Below are 17,726 nucleotides of genomic sequence, written 5' to 3'. Positions count from 1 at the left end.
GAACGCCGGTCTCATCGCGGGGGCTCATGACCGCGACTGGGCAACCGTGAGCAGCGGCAGGGCGAGAACCTGGGCGGCGTCGTCTTCCAGACCCGTGTACTCGATCTCCATGGCAACGGAATCGTGCGGGGCCAGGTAGCTGATCCAGACCCGCTCAGTGGCGCCGGTGGCAATCGTGCCCGGCCCGCGGTCAGCGTCCTGCGGCGCCACGGTGATGCCGGACGGCAGCAGCTTGAGGCGCAACTGGCCGGGGCTGAACAGGACCGGCTCGGGACGGACATTAGTAAGCGCCACTTCGAGCACCACTACGTCGCCCCACGTGAAGTTTCCGGGCTGCGGCCAGTCGGAGTCCAGAAGGGGGTCGCCGTGGTGGTCGTCCACCGCTGTGCCCCGGCCGCTGGAAACGCGCTGGATCTGGATACCAGGCTGGCCCGCCGCATCGGCCCTGCGCGTTCCGTCCGTGACCTGCGATATGGCCGAGGCGAGCGGCCTGGCAGCAGGCTGCCCTTGTGCATCAAGCCTGGCCAGGCGCCCGGCGTCGACGAGCGAGAGGGTCCCGAAGGCCGTGGAGAGCCCTGCCCCGCCGCCAGGTCTGCTGCGGGACACCATCCCGTACGTCCCGCCGCCAACGAGCAGCAGGGCCCCGCCTCCCAGGATGAGCCCGAACTGCCGGCGGCTCAGAGGCGGGACGGCAGGCGCCGGTGAAGAAAAATTCATGGTGGCTCCCCAATATTGTTTTCACGGGCAACATCAATGCTGCGCGGGGAGCCTATGGAAAGCTTGTGGGGCCGTATTTGTCAGAACATACGCGGGCTAGGCGGAGTTCCTGCGTGCCTCATTTTCCTGCAGGTTGACGGCGCCCTGGAGGGGGCTGGCCGCGAGAGTACTGTGGTCCACGGGGCACTCGGGCTTGGAGGCCGCGGCCGGCTGCTCCACGGTGATGCCGTACAGGGTTTCCAGGGCTGCGACGTAGTCGTCCTGCTGGCCGTTGGACGCCAGCTCGCGGGCGCGCACGGTGGGGACATGGAGCAGTTGCTTCACCATCCGGCGAAGCGCAAATTCCACCTCTTCGGCAGCGGCGGTACAGCCGTGGCGGGCCCGCACCTTTTCCATTTCCGCGTCGAGCACGTTCATGGTGTGGCGGCGGAGGGCAACGATGGCCGAGTCCACGGACCGCGCTTCGCGCTCCTGCTCAAACGCCTGGGCAGCGCCGGTAACCATGGCGCTGGCCTGGGCGAGCGATTCCGCCTGCTCCTGGGGTGCCGCTAGCCGTACGGACTCCAGCGTCAGCAGCTCCACGCCGTCGAGCTCTCCCACGGCGGGATCAAAATCGTGGGTGAGCGCCAGGTCGATGGCGATCAGCGGCTGGGCGGACCCGGCGCGGACCTGGGCGAGCTCGGCGGCTTCCACCCTCGTGTCCGAACCGCTGCAGCCGATCATGACGTCGGCGGCGGCGACGGCGGCGTGCAGGGTGTCGCCGTCGAGGGCGGTCCCGCCGCGGGTGGCCACGAAGGTGGCGGCGCGTCCTGACGACGAGAACACCGAGATGTCGCGGCAGCCGCGTTCGCGGAGGAGGGCCATGGTGGCGCCGGCGTAGGCGCCGGTGCCGAACACCACGACCTTCTTCTTCGACCAGTCGGTCTCTTCAGACAGGTCGATGGCAAGGTCGAGTGCCACCGAGACGATGGACAGGCCGCGGGAACCGAGTGCTGTCTGCGCGCCGACGTCCTTGGCGGTCTTGGAAGCGGCCTGGAACAGGCGGACCAGTCCGGCGCTGGCCGTGCCCTCCTGCTGGGCGGTGATCAGGGCCCGGCGCACCTGCCCAGCGATTTCGCGCTCGCCAACCACTGCGGAATCGAGTCCGGAGCTCACGGCGAAGAGGTGCTGGCTGACACCGGGGCCGGTGTGCGTGCTGAACGACCGGGACACGAGTTGCTCGCTGAGTCCGCTGGTTTCGCTGATCTGGCCCACCAGGGCGGCGCGTGCGGCCTCCACGTCGTCGGCGTGCGGCGCCTCGCCGTAGATTTCGTAGCGGTTGCAGGTGGCAAGGACAACCGCGCCCTTGACCGCCGGCGATCCGGCGAGGGCGGACGTGGCAATGCCAGAAGAACCGTTGCTTAGCTGAGCAACGGTTTCGAGGTCGATGTCGGCGTGTGTAGCCACCAATGAGAAAAGAACCACAGCAGGACAATCATAGCTTTTTCGCGGCGGCGTAGAACAACCCTTCGCCCGGAACCGGAGATTCCAGGCCTGTGATTCCGGCCACCCGCGGATTGGGCTGCCGCGGGATGACAAGCTGTCGTTATCTTTTGGGTCCGATTTTGGGCACAATCAAAGGCATGACTTCTAGCGCTGTAACACCCGCCGGTACCGGACTCGACGCAGGCCATCCGCTTCGCGACGGACGCACTGCAGACTCTCCGCTCATCACGGCGTACCGCGGCGGCAAGCCAAGCCGCCGCCCGGTGTGGTTCATGCGCCAGGCGGGGCGTTCCCTGCCTGAGTACCTGAAGGTCCGCGAGGGCGTCGCCATGCTGGACTCCTGCCTCCGGCCCGAACTTGCCTCGGAAATCACCCTGCAGCCGGTGCGCCGGCATGACGTGGATGCGGGCATCTTCTTCTCCGACATTGTTATTCCGCTTAAGCTTGCCGGCGTCGGCGTGGACATTGTGCCCGGTGTGGGTCCGGTGCTGGACAAGCCCGTGCGGACAGCCGCCGACGTCGCGGCCCTGCCGCGCCTCACCGAGGAGTCGCTGGAACCCATCCAGGAAGCCGTCCGGCTGACGGTGGAGCAGCTCGGCAAGACCCCGCTCATCGGCTTCGCCGGCGCACCCTTCACACTGGCCGCGTACATGGTGGAGGGCCGGCCCTCCCGCGACCACCTTGGACCGCGCACCATGATGCACGCCGACCCCGAGACATGGACAGCGCTGGCCAACTGGGCCGCGGATGCCTCCGGCCTGTTCCTGCGCGCCCAGCTGGAGGCGGGCGCCTCCGCCGGCCAGCTGTTTGACTCGTGGGCGGGTTCCCTGGGCCTGGCCGACTACACCCGCTTCGTCGCCGCCGCCTCGTCCCGTGCCCTGGACCACGTCCGCGATCTTGGCGCGCCGCTGGTCCACTTCGGCACCGGCACCTCCGAGCTTCTGGTGGCCATGCGCGACGTCGGTGTTGACGTCGTCGGCGTGGACTACCGGCTGCCCCTGGACGAGGCCAACCGCAGGCTGGGCGGCACCGTCCCGCTGCAGGGCAACATCGACCCGGCACTGCTGTCCGCTCCGTGGGAGGTCCTGGAGGCGCACGTCCGCGAGGTCATCGCATTGGGGGCTGCGGCCCCCGGCCATGTGCTGAACCTTGGCCACGGCGTGCCGCCGGAAACGGACCCGGACGTCCTGACGCGCGTGGTCGAGCTCATCCACTCCGTCTCTCCGGAGTAAAGGGCCGTGGCTGCGGGCAGGCCTCCGGCTGCCGGACGCACGGCGCTGGTGGTCGGCGGTGGCATCTCCGGGCTCCTGGCCGCCCGCGAACTGGCACGGGCAGGCCTCAGCACCACGGTGCTGGAGGCTGCGGACGCGTGGGGCGGCTGTGTGGGCCGCCATGACGTGGCCGGGCTGACCCTGGACAGCGGGGCCGAGTCCTTCGCCACCCGTTCCACCGCGGTGGCAGACCTGGCTGCTGAACTCGGGCTGGGCGGACACATCGTTGCGCCGCGGCCCGGCGGCGCCTGGGTGCAGCTGCCGGGCGGACCCCGCGAACTTCCCAAGACAGGCGTGCTGGGCATCCCGGCCAATCCGTGGGACCCGGAGGTCCGCCGCTCGCTGGGCCTGGGCGGGTCCCTGCGCGCCTCGCTGGACAAGCTGCTGCCTGCCTCCGTGGGAACCACCGCCGAAGTTTCCAGCGTCTCCGCGCTGGTGCGGGCCCGGATGGGGCGCCGCGTCCTGGAACGGCTCGTGGAACCGGTGGTGGGCGGCGTGCATTCGGCTGACCCGGGCCTGCTCGACGTCGACATGGTGGCCCCGGGGTTGCGCGCGGGCATTACCCGGCACGGCTCGCTGGCGGCGGCTGTGGCCGCCCAGCGCAAGGGGACCGGAACCCGGGCCACGGCAACGCAGGGCCCGTCAGCGCAAGGTAGGCCGGCCAAGGCAGGTTCCGCCGTCGCCGGCCTGAGGGGCGGCATGCATACCCTCATCACGGAGCTCGTGGCGGACCTCCGGGCTCGCGGCGTGCAGTTGCTGCCGGGGACCGCGGCGACCGCCGTTGCACGGACCCCGCATGGCTGGGTGGTGGCGGCGGGGGAGGACAGCCACACGGCCGACGTTCTGGTGGTCGCCCTGGACGGGCCGTCCGCAGTTCGGCTCCTCGGGGATGCGGTCCCGGCGTTGACCGGGCATCAGCCTGGACCCGGGCCTGTGGTCAAGCTTGTGACACTGGTTGTTGATGTCCCCGCGCTGGATCGGCGTCCGCGCGGCACCGGCATTCTGGTGGCACCGCAAACCGACGGAATCCAGGCGAAGGCCCTCACCCACGCCACCGGCAAATGGGATTGGGTGGCGGAAGCGGCCGGACGCGGCAGGCACGTGCTGCGGCTCTCCTACGGACGCAGCGAGGGTGCGTCAGCCGTTTCGCCGGACGCCGCGCGGGGGCCGGAGTCGGCGTCGGATGAGGAACTGCTTGACATGGCTTTGCAGGATGCGTCAGCGCTGCTGACCGTGCCCGTCACACGGGACACGCTGGTGGACTGGGACGTCGTCAGCTGGGCGGGAGCCCTGCCGTTTGCCGCTGTGGGGCACCGCCAGCGGGTCGCCGAAGTGCGGCAGGTCTGCGCCGGCATCGACGGGCTGCTGATGGTTGGTGGCTGGCTGGCCGGCAACGGGCTGGCGGCTGTGGTGGCCGACACGAAAACACAGGTCGCGGCCTTCCTGGCGTAGGGCAGCTCCGCTCGCCCGGAACCCGCAGGAGGCAGGTTTCCTGCCGCCCGCGATACCTTCCGAGATGGCCTTCCGCAAGTTTTCCCCTGCGCGAAAATGTGTTTAGGGTCGATGACTATGGTCAATCAGAAGTCCGATGGTTTTCGTTCGCTGACTGGTTTCCATGGGGGTCTTCGGCGCGGCACCGCAGCAGCTGCGTTCGGAGCGGTACTGGTCTTGTCCGCAGGTGTTCCTGCATCCAACGCTGCTGCGTCCGAGCTGCCCACATCCGACCTGCTGGGCGATTCGGAACAGGCCGGCACGGGGCTCGGCGCCACCGTCGACGCGGCGGGCCTTGAGGCCTGGGCTGCGGCCGCGCTGTCCAACCACGGCAAGAGCGAAGGCACCCCGAACAACGGCAAGTCCAACAGCGGCAGGTCCAACAGCGGCAAATCGGGTGACAGCAAGTCGCGCGAAGGGAAGTGGGACGACCGCGGCGCGGCCGAACCCGCCGATCCCTCGCCATCGGAGTCGCTGCCGCCGTCGCTTGCGCCCGTGATTCCGACGCCGGACCCGTCCATGACCATCTCCGCCAGCCCGACGCCGGCCGTGCCGGTACCCTCGCCTTCTGTCACGGTCCCGTCCATTCCGGTTCCGACTTCGCCTGTCCCGACTGTTCCCGTACCGACTGCTCCGGCGCCGTCATCTCCCGCTCCATCGCCAAGCTCGTCTGGAAGTTCGGCGCCTGCCCCGACCCGGTCGGAACCGGCCGCGCCGCCCTCGTCGACATCCCCATCCTCGGCGGGAACGGCATCGCCCTCAGGAACGGCAGCAGGAACCGGAGGCTGGTCGGGACCCTCCACCGGCACCGGCGGCACGCCTGCCGGCCAGACTCCCGGCTCAGCGCCCGGAACCGCGGGATCCGCCGCGCCCGCCGACGGTTCCCAGGGTGCCGCGGCCAGCGGCTCTCCAGCGACCACCGAGAAGCCGTCTGCAGACGCCAGCCCGTTCCAGGACATCACCGGTCTGTCCGGCGGATCGGGCCTGCGGGGACGCTCGGCCGCGGGCGTCGCCGGCGGAGTCTGGGGTTCGGCGCAGCTCGCAGGACCGAACAACATGGCCACGATGAGTTCGCCCTACACGCGCGGACCGGCCGAGAGTGCTGTCATGGGCATTTCGCGGAGCGGAACCATTGAGCCGCAGGTGTGGTGGGGAGCAGGGCTGCTGGCGCTTGCCGGAGCGGCGGGTGTGGCGGCAGTCCGGATCCGGCGGTCGCTGTGAAATTAACCACTTCTACACGACGTAGAAGTTGAGTTTTTCGACTTAGGCCGCATCGAAGGGGCAGGATAGTAACCATGAGCCACACTCCTGCCGAATCTGTCACCAAAACCGAAGAATCAGCCGAGCAGTTCTTCACCCTCTGGACCGTTTTCAAGCGCTCCGCCGAGCTCCTCCGCAGCGCCGATGCCGCGGAGGATTTCGACGCCCTGGTGGCGCGCCTGGCCGAGGCTGGCGTGACCCACCGCGGAAGCTACGACGTTTCCGCCATGCGCGCCGACGCCGACGTCATGGTCTGGCTCCACGGTCCCCGGCCTGAGGCGCTGCAGCAGGCCATCCGCGACATCCGCCGCAGCAAGCTGTTCGCCGGGACCGAGCTCGTGTGGTCCGCCATGGGCGTGCACCGCGAAGCGGAGTTCGCCAAGAACCACACGCCGGCGTTTTCCCGCGGTGTGGAACCGGCCGAATGGCTGTGCGTGTACCCGTTCGTCCGCTCCTACGAGTGGTACCTGCTCCCGGACGACGAGCGCGGCAAGATGCTCCGCGACCACGGCCTGCTGGGCCGCGACTTCCCGCAGGTCATTTCCAACACGGTTTCCTCGTTTGCCCTCGGTGACTGGGAATGGATCCTCGGCCTGGAGGCGCCCGAGCTCGTGGACCTCGTTGACCTGATGCGCCACCTGCGTTCCACCGAAGCGCGCAACCACGTCCGCGAGGAGATCCCGTTCTACACCGGCCGGCGCATCTCCTCCCGTGAGATTGCCGAGGTCCTCGCGTGAGCCCGCTGGATCCCCAGGACGGTGCCGTGAATCCCGTCACCGAAACCGGCAGGTTGGCCCCCAAGGAATACGACGGCATCCTCCTCGCCTCCTTCGGCGGCCCCGAAGGCCAGGACGACGTGATCCCGTTCCTCCGCAACGTCACCCGCGGCCGGGGGATCCCCGATGAGCGCCTCGAAGAGGTGTCACACCACTACCGCGCCAACGGCGGCATCAGCCCCATCAACCAGCAGAACCGCGAGCTGAAGGCCGCCCTCGAAGCCGAGCTGGCGGCGCGGGGCATCGACCTGCCCGTGCTGTGGGGCAACCGCAACTGGGACCCCTACATCCCGCAGACCCTCCAGGACGCGTACGACGCCGGCCACCGCCGCCTGCTCATGCTCACCACGAGCGCATACTCCTGCTACTCCAGCTGCCGCCAGTACCGCGAGGACATCGGCATGGCACTGACCGAAACCGGGCTCGACGGCCGGCTGGAAGTGGACAAGGTCCGCCAGTACTTCGACCACCCCGGCTTCGTGGAACCCTTCATTGCGGGCACCGCCCAGGGGGTCGCCGACGTGCGCGCGCAGCTGGCCGCCGCCGGAAAGCCCGACGCCCCCATCCACGTTCTGTTCGCCACCCACTCCATCCCCACCCGGGATGCCGTGGCCGCCGGCCGCTCCGAGGACGAGCCCCGTGAGTTTGCTGAGGATTCCGCCTACGTGGCCCAGCACCTCGCCAACGGTGCCGAGATCATGCGCCGCGTCGAAGCCGACTCCGGCCTGACCGCGCCCTGGTCCCTCGTCTACCAGTCGCGATCCGGCGCTCCGCATGTCCCGTGGCTCGAGCCGGACATCAACGATGCGATCGAGGACCTCGCCAAGCAGGGCGTCGCGGGTGTCGTGATCGTGCCCCTGGGCTTCGTCAGCGACCACATGGAGGTGGTCTGGGACCTCGACACCGAAGCGCTGCAGACCTGCCAGGACCTGGGCCTCGCCGCCACGCGCGTGCCCACGCCGGGGACGCACCGCCGCTTTGTGGAAGGGCTCGTGGAACTGATCTGCGAGCGGACGGTAGCCAACAACATCGCGGACCGCCAGGCCGTGACCGGCCTCGGCCCCTGGTACGACGTATGCCGTCCCGGCTGCTGTGAAAACTTCCGCGGCGACAAGCCCGCCATTGCCGGAGCAGACACCACCGTGGGCCAGGGGCACGACCCCTACCCGGCAGCCGGGCAGGACGCGAAGTGACAGTACGGATCGGCACCAGGGCGAGCAAGCTCGCCCTGACCCAGACGCAGCAGACCGCCGACCGGCTGGCCGCCGTCGGAGGTTTCGACGTCGAACTCGTCCATGTCAGGACCGACGGCGACGTCCTCACCGGCTCGCTGTCCCAGATGGGCGGCACCGGCGTCTTCGTTGCCGCGCTGCGCGACGCGCTGCTGCGGAACGAGTGCGACGTGGCCGTCCACTCCCTGAAGGACCTGCCCACCGGTTCCGCCCCGGGCCTGACGCTGGCCGCAACACCGCCCCGGGTGGACGTCCGTGACGTCCTCTGCGCCCGCGACGGCCTCAAGCTGGCCGACCTGCCCAAGGGCGCCCGCGTCGGCACCGGCTCTCCCCGCCGGGCCGCGCAGCTGCGCGCCGTCCGCCCCGACCTGGACATCGTGGACATCCGCGGCAACGTCGACACGCGGTTGGGCCGCGTGCCCGGCCTGCCGGGCAACGCCACCGACGCGGTGGTTGACGGGAAGTCGTGCGACCTTGACGCCGTCGTCCTCGCCGCCGCCGGACTGGAACGGATCGGCCGCCTGGATACCGTCACGGAATATCTCGAGACGGACGTCATGCTCCCGGCAGCCGGCCAGGGATCATTGGCCATCGAATGCCGCACCGCTGAGGCGCCCCGCCGGGCCGGGTCCGCCGAGGGGTCGCAGGGCGTGCTCGCGCAGGCGCTGGCAGCCCTCGACGACGCCGACACCAGGCTAGCGGTCACGGCAGAACGTGCACTGCTCGCCCGGCTCGAGGCAGGCTGCGCCGCCCCCGTGGGCGCCTACGCGTACCGCAAGGGCAGCATGCTCCACCTGGAAGCTGTGGTCTGCGCCGTGGACGGCACTGCCTCGGTGCGGGACAAGCGTGCCACGGACGGGCTCACCGAAGTCGGTGCCACCCTGCTCGGAATCGAACTGGCCGAGGTTCTGCTGGCCGCGGGGGCTGCGGACATCGCGGACCTGACGGCGTCCTGACCGCAGCCGGCCACCGTATGGGAACGACGAACGGCGAGAACCGGACCGGCGGGCGCCCGCTGGAGGGGTGCCGCGTCCTCGTGACGCGCAGCCCCGAGCGGTCCGGGCCCCTGGCCGAGGCACTGCGGCTGGCCGGCGCCGTTCCCCTCCTGCTGCCGCTGACGGCTACCGAACGCGCGCCGGACCAGGCAGCGTTCGACGACGCCTTTGCGGCGCTGGGCGCGGGCCGCTTTGAATGGCTCGTGGTCAGCAGTGCCACCACCGTCCTCGCGCTGCAGGAAAAGGCAGCAGAGCGCGCCGTGAAACTGGGTGACTGGCTTCCGGCCGGAACCCGGGTTGCCGCCGTTGGCCCTGCCAGCCGGAGGGCGCTAGAGGCCGCGGGGATTGCCGTGCACTTCGAGCCGGAGCAAGAACACTCGGCCGCCGGGATCGTCAACGGATGGCCCGGCGGTCCCGCCGACGTGCTGCTGCCGCAGGCCGATATTGCCGCCCCTGCACTGGCCCGGGGGCTTGAGGCGAAGGGTGCGCGGGTCCGGACTGTAGTGGCCTATTCCACGGTGGACTTCCCGGCCGAGCCGGCGCGGCGCCTCGGCCGGAGCGGCGGCGAAGGACCCGATGGCGAAGTCACGGCCGCCGCGCTGCCGCTCCTGACGCCCGCCGAAGCGAAAGCCGAGGTCGACGACGGCGCCCTGGCCGCCGTCGTCGCCGCCTCACCCAGCGCCGCGCGGCGCATCGGCGCCACCCTGGCGCCCCTTGGCTCCTGCCGCCTCGTAGCCATAGGCCCGGCGACAGCGGCCGAGGCGGAAGCGCAGGGGCTCACCGTAGCGGCCAGGGCCCGGGAGGCCACCCCCGAAGGACTCGTGGCGGCCGTCATCCGGGCGCTTGCCCCTTAAACATCCACTCATCGACAGCAGGCCCACAGTGAAGGACAGGACATGAGCTTTCCGCACCACCGCCCCCGGCGGCTCCGCACCACCCCCGCCATGCGCAGGCTCACGGCTGAGCACCGGCTTGCCCCGGCAGACCTGATCCTTCCCGCGTTCATCCGCGAGGGGCTCTCAGAGCCCAACCCGATCGCCTCCATGCCGGGCGTCGTGCAGCACACCACCGACACCCTCAAACGGGCGGCGGCCGAAGCCGTGGAACTGGGCGTCGGCGGCATCATGCTGTTCGGCATTCCCGAGACCAGGGACGCCGAGGGAACGGCGTCCCTGGACCCGGACGGCGTGCTCAACAAGGCCATCCGCGACGTGCGCGCAGAGGTGGGGGACAGCCTCGTGGTGATGAGCGACGTCTGCCTGGACGAATTCACCGACCACGGCCACTGCGGTGTCCTCGACAGCGACGGCTACGTGGACAACGACGCCACACTGGAGATCTACGCGAAGATGGCGGTGGCGCAGGCCGACGCCGGCGCCCATGCGCTGGGCCCGTCCGGAATGATGGACGGACAGATCGGCGTGATCCGGCAGGCCCTCGAGGATGCCGGCCACGTGAACACCGCCGTGGTGGCCTACGCCGCAAAGTACGCGTCGGCGTTTTACGGCCCCTTCCGGGAAGCGGTGGACTCACAGCTGAAGGGCGACCGCAGGACCTACCAGATGGACGCCGCCAACCGCCGCGAGGCCATCCAGGAGGTGGAACTCGATCTCGCCGAGGGTGCAGACATGGTGATGGTCAAGCCGGCCATGAGCTACCTCGACATCCTGGCCGACGTCGCCGAAATGAGCCCCGTACCGGTCGCCGCCTACCAGATCTCGGGCGAGTACGCCATGATCGAAGCCGCCGCTGCCAACGGCTGGATCGACCGGCGGGCGGCCATCACCGAATCGGTGCTAGGCATCCGCCGCGCCGGGGCCAACATGGTCCTCACGTACTGGGCCAGCGAAATCGCCGGCTGGCTCAAGGAATCCTGATGCCGGGGCCGGCCCCGGGCCAGACCACAGCACCGACCGCCCCGGTGGGTCCCGGGCAGATCCTGCTGGGCCTGAACACCTTCGGCGACGTCGGGCTGGACGGCGAGGGCGAGCCGAAGCCGCATGCCGTGGTACTGCGGGAGCTGCTGGACCAGGCGGTCCTGGCTGACGCCGTCGGCCTCCACGCCTTCGGTGTGGGGGAGCACCACCGCCGCGACTTTGCGGTCTCCGCCCCCGAGGTGTTCCTGGCAGCCGCCGCGGCCAGGACCACCAGGATCCGGCTCGGTTCGGCCGTGACCGTCCTCAGTTCCGATGACCCCATCCGCGTGTTCCAGCGCTTCTCCACGGTGGACGCCCTCTCCGGCGGCCGCGCCGAGGTGATGCTGGGCCGCGGCTCGTTCATCGAGTCCTTTCCGCTGTTCGGCCTGGACCTTGCGGACTACGAGGTGCTGTTCGAGGAGAAGCTCGAACTCTTCGACAGGGTGCGGGCGCAAAAGCCGGTCCACTGGGAGGGGCGCACCCGGCCAGCGCTGGCCGGGCTGAGCGTCTACCCGCCGCTGGAGCACCACCTGCTGCCTGCCTGGATCGGCGTGGGCGGCACCCCGGAGTCCGTCCTGCGGTGCGCGGAATACGGCTACCCGATCATCTTTGCCATCATCGGCGGCCAGCCCCGAGCGTTCGCCCCGCTGGTTGACCTTTACCGCGAAGCGATGGCCAGGTACGGCCATCCGATGCAGCAAATCGCCACCCACTCGCCCGGCCACATAGCTGAAACCGACGAGTCTGCCCGCGAGGAGCTGTTTCCGCACTGGCTGGCCCAGCGGAACAGGATCGGGGCCGAGCGGGGCTGGGGCCCGGGAAACCGTCGGGAATTCGACGCCATGTGCGGTCCCGAGGGCGCCCTGTACGTCGGCTCGCCCGAGACGGTGGCGCAGAAGATTGCACTGCTCAAGCGGAACCTTGGCGTCGACCGCTTCGACCTGAAATACGGCAACGGCACGCTGCCGCACGAATCCATGATGCGCAGCATCGAACTCTTCGGCACCGTGGTGGCACCCCGGGTGGCCGAGCTCCTGTCCGGTGACACTCCCGCAGACTGAAAGAATGGGAACCATGACTTCCAGTACCCCTCGCAACGAGGAACTTTTCGACCGCGCCCGCCAGCTGATGCCCGGCGGCGTGAACTCCCCGGTCCGCGCCTTCGGTTCCGTCGGCGGCACGCCACGCTTCATGGTCGCGGCCAAGGGCCCGTACCTGACCGACGCCGACGGCAAGGACTACGTGGACCTGGTCTGCTCCTGGGGCCCGGCCCTGCTGGGGCACGCCCACCCGGCCGTCCTCGACGCCGTGCACGCCGCCGTGGACCGCGGCCTCTCCTTCGGTGCCTCGACCCCCGATGAGGCCAACCTCGCGGCCATCGTCAAGGAACGCGTTTCCGCCGTCGAACGGCTGCGCATGGTGTCCACCGGCACGGAAGCAACCATGACGGCGATCCGGCTCGCCAGGGGCTTCACCGGCCGCAACCTGGTCATCAAGTTTGCCGGCTGCTACCACGGGCACCTCGACGGGCTGCTCGCGTCCGCCGGCTCCGGCGTGGCCACCCTGGCCCTCCCCGGCTCCGCCGGCGTCACGGCCGCTACCGCCGCCGAGACCCTCGTGCTTCCCTACAACGACCTCGGCGCCGTTGAGGCAGCCTTCGCCGAGCACGGGCCCAACATCGCCGCCGTCATCACCGAGGCGGCACCCGCCAACATGGGCGTGGTCACGCCCGGCGAGGGTTTCAATGCCGGCCTCTCACGGATCACCGCAGCCCACGGCGCCCTGCTGATCGTCGACGAGGTCCTGACCGGCTTCCGCACCGGCTACTCGGGCTACTGGGGCCTCACCGGCGGCGCCGCCGACGCCACGGAGAAGTGGACCCCTGACCTTCTAACGTTCGGCAAGGTGATCGGCGGGGGCATGCCGACGGCGGCCCTCGGCGGACGTGCCGACGTCATGGATTACCTCGCGCCGCTCGGTCCCGTCTACCAGGCCGGCACGCTGTCCGGGAACCCGGTGGCCATGGCCGCCGGCGTCGCCACCCTGACGCACGCCACTCCCGAGGTGTACTCGTTTATCGATGCACGCTCGCTGGAGCTTTCCGCTGCCCTGTCCTCGGAGCTGGACGCGGCAGGCGTGGACCACTCCATCCAGCGCGCCGGCAACCTGTTCTCGGTGGCCTTCGGCACGTCCGGACAGGGGGTCCACAACTACAGCGACGCACTGAAGCAGGAGTCGTTCCGCTACGCGCCTTTCTTCCACTCCATGCTGGATTCGGGCGTCTACCTGCCGCCGTCCGTCTTCGAGGCCTGGTTCCTGTCCGCGGCGCACGACGACGCCGCCATGAACCGGATCTTCGAGGCTCTGCCGGCCGCCGCGAAGGCGGCCGCCGCAGCCAAGGCCTAAACCGCCGTCGATGCCGCCCGCCGTCGGGCTTTCCTTCCAATAAAAAACTCTGGCACCCGCCGCGGCGGGTGCCAGAGTTTTTGCTGTTCAGTGTCCCGGCTTGCCCAGACGTCTGCCTAGAGGACGTCCGAAAGGAAGCCCTGCAGCCGCTCCGTCTGCGGGTTTTCAAACACCTGTCCGGGCGGGCCCGACTCCACCACCACACCGCCGTCCATGAAGGTCACGGTGTCCGAGACGTTGCGTGAGAAGCCCATTTCGTGGGTCACCACCACCATGGTCATGCCGCCCTTCGCGAGGTCCGCCATGAGAGCCAGGACCCCCTTGACCAGCTCGGGGTCGAGGGCCGAGGTGGCCTCGTCGAAGAACATGACCTCCGGCTTCATGGCAAGGGCGCGCGCGATGGCTACCCGCTGCTGCTGACCGCCCGAGAGGGTGGCAGGACGGACATCGGCCTTGTGCCTGAGCCCGACAAGGTCGAGCTGGTCGAGGGCCTCCTCGCGTGCCTGCTCCTTGGGCAGTTTCCGCAGCTTGCGCAGGGCGAACGCGACGTTCTCGCCGACACTCTTGTGCGGGAACAGGTTGAACTGCTGGAAAACCATGCCGATCCGGCGCCGCAGCTCATCCGGGTTGTCCTTCAGGACTGACTTGCCGTCCAGGAGGATGTCCCCGGCATCCGGTTCGATCAGGCGGTTCATCACGCGCAGCAGGGTCGACTTTCCGGAGCCGGACGGACCGATCACCGAGGCAGTGGTGCCGGCCGGGACGCTCAGGTCGATGCCGCGGAGGACCTTGTTGTGCCCGAAGGCGAGATGGACGTTTTTCGCTTCGAGAGAGCCTGAGGTGAACTGGCTCATGCGTGGGCTCCCTTCCCGACGACGGCGGCAGCCTCGTCAGGTTCTTTCTTCTCCGGTTTGCCGGTGCGCAGGCGTGCGTCGATCCAGTTGACGAAGTGGGTCAGCGGAACGGTCATCGCGAGATAGAACACGGCGGCCGCGACGTAGCCGGACAGGTTGCCGCTGCGGGCGGCGGCGTCCTGGCCGATCTGGAACAGCTCCCGTTCGGAGGCCAGGAGCCCCAGGGTGAAGACCAGCGAGGATTCCTTGATCAGCGCGATGAACTGGTTCACCAGCGCCGGGAGCACACGCCGGATGCCCTGCGGTACGACGACCATGCGCAGCGAGGGACCGTAGCCGAAGCCCAGGGCGCGGGCGGCCTCGAGCTGGCCCTTGTCGACGCTTTGGATGCCGGAGCGGAAGATCTCCCCGATGTAGGCGCTGGACATGAGTGAGAGCGCGGCGATGCCCATGGGGTAAGGGCTGGCGATACCCGTCAGCTCGCGGAAGATGGGTCCGAAGCCGAGACCGATGACGAGGATGGTGAGAACCGCCGGGAGTCCACGGAACACGTCCGTGTACACCCGGGCGGCCCACCGCGCCACAGGATTGCGCGAGATGCCCATGAGGGCCAGCACCATGCCGACCACGCAGCCGATGATGCCCGAGACGATTGCGAGGACGAGGGTGTTGGGCAGACCGACCGAGAACATGGCCGGGAGTACCTCGGCGATGGCCTTCCAGTCGAGGAAGGTCTCGGCGAGCCTGTTCAGATAATCCATGTGGCGCCTGTCAGTTGGTTACTTCGTGGGGACCTGGACGGCCTTGCTGCCCGGCTTCCAGCCCTCAGGAGTCTGCTCCTTGATGGTGGGGCGGTCCGTGTACCACTTGCTGGTGAGCTTGGTCCACGTGCCGTCGGCGATCACGGCGTCGAGCGCCGAGTTGAGCGCGTCAGCAAGGGGCTTGTTGTCCTTGGCCACTGCGTACGCCGTGAAGTTCTGGGTGTTGACCTTCTTCTCGGCGATCTTCGTGCCGTCGCCCGACTTGACCTGGCCCTCGGCCTGCTGCGAAGGGGCAACCCAGGCGTCGATCTGGCCGCTCTTCACGTTCGCGTAGACCGTGTTGTAGTCCGGGAAGCGGACCGGCTCGAGCTTCAGCGTGTTCGTGACGAAGTCGTCCTGGACGGTGCCCTGGACGACGCCGATGCGTACGCCCTGCTTCAGATCGTCGAAGGACTTCACCTTCGCGTCATCCTTGGTGACGATGGCCATGTAGCCGAAGTCGTAGCCGTTGGTGAAGGCCACGGTCTCGCGGCGGGCGTCCGTGGTGGAGATGGAGGAGGAGCCGACGTCGAACTGCTTGTTCTTCACCTGTGCCAGGAGGCCCTGGAACTTGGTCGACGCGAACTCCACCTTGAGGCCGAGCTTGGCCGCCATGGCCTTCAGGAGTTCGTTGTCGTACCCCGTGAAGTTTCCGTCCTTATCGATGAAGATGTTGGGCGGCGCATCGGAAAGGGTGCCGACCTTGAGGGTGCCGGGAGTGATCAGGCCAAGCTTGGACTTGTCGATCTTGTCCAGAGCGGTGACGTCCTTGGTGGTGTACTTGTCCAGCGCCTGCTGGTCGCTGCCGGCGAGGGCGTCGGTCGACGTGCCACTGGGAGCAGCGGTGCCTCCACCGCAGGCAGCCAGGGATACGGCCATGACTACGGCCACGGGAACCGTGGACAGCCACTTCAAGGCTTTGATTTTCATCGCGCATCACTTTCATTGGGATAATCGAGGGCGGGCAGTCAAGCCGTCTGTAGCCGAGATCCGGTCCCGCAGAGGGCGCGCCCGCAAAACTTAATTGTCTCACCTGCCGTTAACACGGCCGTTAGGTGACGTAATGAATGAGTTTCAGCCCGTTTTGCCGAATATAATGCAGGTTTTCGCTGGCAGGCTATCCAATAGCAATGAAATGGATTGCTGTCACAGAATCAGGAAGGCATAGTTAGGGCGCTGGCAGTGGAACCCGTTTTTGTGAATTGCGTCGCACCGGTCAGAAGCCGCCGCGGCTGGCGTCCTCAGGAGGCAGCACGGGCCAGTCACCCTCGATGACGGCGGCGGGCTTGGTCTTGCGGAGGTACTGCTGGAAGTCGGCGGCCTGGCTGACGGCCCAGTCCACCTGAAGCTGGTGCAGCTGGCTGGCCGGCATGCTCAGTTTGGGGAATTTTCCGGCCATGGCGTCGAGCATGCGCAACGTTGCCAATGCGTCCGCGGCCGATGTGTGGGCGTTTTCGAGCTCCACGCCGTACTCCTCGCACAGGGCGGTCAGCGTCCTCTTGCCCTTGCGGTACCTGTCCACCTGCTTGTTCATGATGTAGGGGTCCAGGACGGGGAACCGGCTCAGCTGCGGCACGCCGTAGCGGGCCGACTCGGCGGCCAGGACGGTGAAGTCGTAGCTGGCGTTGAATGCGATCACAGGAACGCCGTCGTCGAAGAGCCCCTGGAGCACGGCGGCGACTTCCTTGGTGACCTCCGCCGCAGGCCGGCCGTGGCTGCGGGCGTGTTCAGTGGTGATCCCGTGGACATCGCTCGCCTCCGCAGGAATCTCAACCCCCGGATCGGCCAGCCACTCGTGTTCGCGGATCACGTTGCCGGAGCTGTCCACCACGGTGACAGAAGCCGTCACGATCCGGGCGGCACGGGAGTTGCGGCCCGTGGTTTCGAGGTCGAAGGCGGCCCGGGGGAGAGTGTTCCAAGTGCTCATGGCTCCAAATTACCCGGAGCCACCGACAGTAATGGTGCTTGCCCCGCGCGTGTCCGGCATGGTGTGGGAAGACATGGTGTGGGAAGACGCACACGGCGCCCGTCCTGACCGCTGATGGTGCGTGCCGGCCGATAGTCTGAGGGCATGCGGGCGGAGTATGTGGAGGCGGTTTTGGCGGTGGTTGACTTCATCCCGGCCGGCTCGGCAGTGGCTTATGGCGACGTCGCCGAGCTCCTTGGCACCGGAGGACCGCGGCAGGTGGGGTCCGTGCTGAGCCATTACGGCAGCGGCGTCCCATGGTGGCGGGTGCTGCGGGCCAGCGGACTGGCCCCCGATGGCCATGAGGCCGAGGCCCTCAAGTACTACCTGCAGGAGGGCACGCCCCTGCGCGGGGACTATCGCGGGTTTGCGAGGACAGGCGAGGGACGGTGGCGGGTGGATCTGACCGCCGCGCGGTGGGCGCCGTCCGACACCGATTTTGACGCCTTGGACAGGATCGCCGAGCGGCTGGAAGCGTCGCTGCGCAAATTGTCAGTGCCGGATGATGGAATGTCCGTGTGACCGCAACAGTCGACCAGACCTCCGCCGATCCCGCA

General features: G+C 68.6%; 17 protein-coding genes. 11 read left to right on the top strand and 6 right to left on the bottom strand.

Annotated elements, in window-relative coordinates; genetic code table 11:
* Positions 1 to 24: 24 nt before the first annotated feature.
* Positions 25 to 717, bottom strand: a complete 693-nt coding sequence (locus QF036_RS18000; protein WP_307104055.1) for a hypothetical protein — start codon at positions 715 to 717, stop codon at positions 25 to 27.
* A gap of 96 nt (positions 718 to 813) precedes the next feature.
* Positions 814 to 2,181 carry a glutamyl-tRNA reductase gene (locus QF036_RS17995; RefSeq protein ID WP_307104053.1) on the bottom strand — a complete coding sequence of 456 codons (1,368 nt, stop codon included), beginning with the start codon at positions 2,179 to 2,181 and terminating at the stop codon, positions 814 to 816.
* A 158-nt stretch (positions 2,182 to 2,339) separates the two neighbouring features.
* Between QF036_RS17995 and hemE the strand changes: the two genes are divergently transcribed.
* From hemE to hemL, 10 genes are all read left to right on the top strand, one after another.
* Positions 2,340 to 3,434, top strand: a complete 1,095-nt coding sequence (hemE, locus tag QF036_RS17990; protein ID WP_307104051.1) for a uroporphyrinogen decarboxylase — start codon at positions 2,340 to 2,342, stop codon at positions 3,432 to 3,434.
* Positions 3,435 to 3,440: 6 nt separating this feature from the next.
* Positions 3,441 to 4,925, top strand: coding sequence for a protoporphyrinogen oxidase (hemG, locus tag QF036_RS17985; RefSeq protein ID WP_307104050.1), 1,485 nt, complete (start codon positions 3,441 to 3,443; stop codon positions 4,923 to 4,925).
* A 117-nt stretch (positions 4,926 to 5,042) separates the two neighbouring features.
* Positions 5,043 to 6,185, top strand: a complete 1,143-nt coding sequence (locus QF036_RS17980; RefSeq protein WP_307104048.1) for a hypothetical protein — start codon at positions 5,043 to 5,045, stop codon at positions 6,183 to 6,185.
* A gap of 74 nt (positions 6,186 to 6,259) precedes the next feature.
* A complete protein-coding gene (gene hemQ, locus QF036_RS17975; RefSeq protein ID WP_307104046.1) occupies positions 6,260 to 6,961 on the top strand; it encodes a hydrogen peroxide-dependent heme synthase in 702 nt (233 codons plus the stop codon).
* Positions 6,958 to 8,193 (top strand): ferrochelatase, encoded by a 1,236-nt coding sequence (locus QF036_RS17970; RefSeq protein WP_307104044.1) that lies wholly within the window; start codon positions 6,958 to 6,960, stop codon positions 8,191 to 8,193. Before hemQ ends, QF036_RS17970 begins: the two co-directional genes overlap by 4 nt.
* A complete protein-coding gene (gene hemC / locus QF036_RS17965) occupies positions 8,190 to 9,188 on the top strand; it encodes a hydroxymethylbilane synthase (protein ID WP_307104043.1) in 999 nt (332 codons plus the stop codon). The genes QF036_RS17970 and hemC overlap by 4 nt, the downstream gene beginning before the upstream one ends.
* 17 nt (positions 9,189 to 9,205) lie before the next feature.
* Complete coding sequence (locus QF036_RS17960) at positions 9,206 to 10,081, top strand: uroporphyrinogen-III synthase (protein ID WP_307104041.1); 876 nt, start codon at positions 9,206 to 9,208, stop codon at positions 10,079 to 10,081.
* A 42-nt stretch (positions 10,082 to 10,123) separates the two neighbouring features.
* Entirely contained in the window at positions 10,124 to 11,104 is a 981-nt protein-coding gene (gene hemB / locus QF036_RS17955) for a porphobilinogen synthase (protein WP_307104039.1), read from the top strand.
* On the top strand, positions 11,104 to 12,204 hold the full coding sequence (locus QF036_RS17950; protein ID WP_307104037.1) for an LLM class flavin-dependent oxidoreductase: 1,101 nt from the start codon (positions 11,104 to 11,106) through the stop codon (positions 12,202 to 12,204). Before hemB ends, QF036_RS17950 begins: the two co-directional genes overlap by 1 nt.
* Before the next feature lie 13 nt (positions 12,205 to 12,217).
* On the top strand, positions 12,218 to 13,549 hold the full coding sequence (gene hemL / locus QF036_RS17945; RefSeq protein ID WP_307104035.1) for a glutamate-1-semialdehyde 2,1-aminomutase: 1,332 nt from the start codon (positions 12,218 to 12,220) through the stop codon (positions 13,547 to 13,549).
* Positions 13,550 to 13,665: 116 nt separating this feature from the next.
* Here the strand turns inward: hemL and QF036_RS17940 are convergent, their stop codons facing one another.
* From QF036_RS17940 to QF036_RS17925, 4 genes are all read right to left on the bottom strand, one after another.
* Positions 13,666 to 14,403, bottom strand: a complete 738-nt coding sequence (locus QF036_RS17940; RefSeq protein WP_307104033.1) for an amino acid ABC transporter ATP-binding protein — start codon at positions 14,401 to 14,403, stop codon at positions 13,666 to 13,668.
* Positions 14,400 to 15,164, bottom strand: a complete 765-nt coding sequence (locus tag QF036_RS17935) for an amino acid ABC transporter permease (protein ID WP_003805061.1) — start codon at positions 15,162 to 15,164, stop codon at positions 14,400 to 14,402. Before QF036_RS17935 ends, QF036_RS17940 begins: the two co-directional genes overlap by 4 nt.
* 18 nt (positions 15,165 to 15,182) lie before the next feature.
* The gene (locus QF036_RS17930; protein ID WP_307104031.1) at positions 15,183 to 16,133 is read right to left on the bottom strand and encodes an ABC transporter substrate-binding protein; all 951 of its coding nucleotides are present in this window, start codon (positions 16,131 to 16,133) and stop codon (positions 15,183 to 15,185) included.
* A 286-nt stretch (positions 16,134 to 16,419) separates the two neighbouring features.
* Positions 16,420 to 17,130: a 3'-5' exonuclease gene (locus QF036_RS17925; protein WP_307104029.1), complete on the bottom strand. Its 711-nt coding sequence runs from the start codon at positions 17,128 to 17,130 to the stop codon at positions 16,420 to 16,422.
* Positions 17,131 to 17,274: 144 nt separating this feature from the next.
* Here QF036_RS17925 and QF036_RS17920 point away from each other — a divergent pair, with 144 nt between their 5' ends.
* Positions 17,275 to 17,691 (top strand): MGMT family protein, encoded by a 417-nt coding sequence (locus QF036_RS17920; protein ID WP_307104027.1) that lies wholly within the window; start codon positions 17,275 to 17,277, stop codon positions 17,689 to 17,691.
* Positions 17,692 to 17,726 lie beyond the last annotated feature (35 nt).

This window comes from Arthrobacter globiformis (assembly GCF_030817195.1).
GTDB lineage: Bacteria > Actinomycetota > Actinomycetes > Actinomycetales > Micrococcaceae > Arthrobacter > Arthrobacter globiformis_D.
Note: the sequence above shows the minus strand (reverse complement) of the source record. Positions and strands in the feature narration are given on the sequence as shown.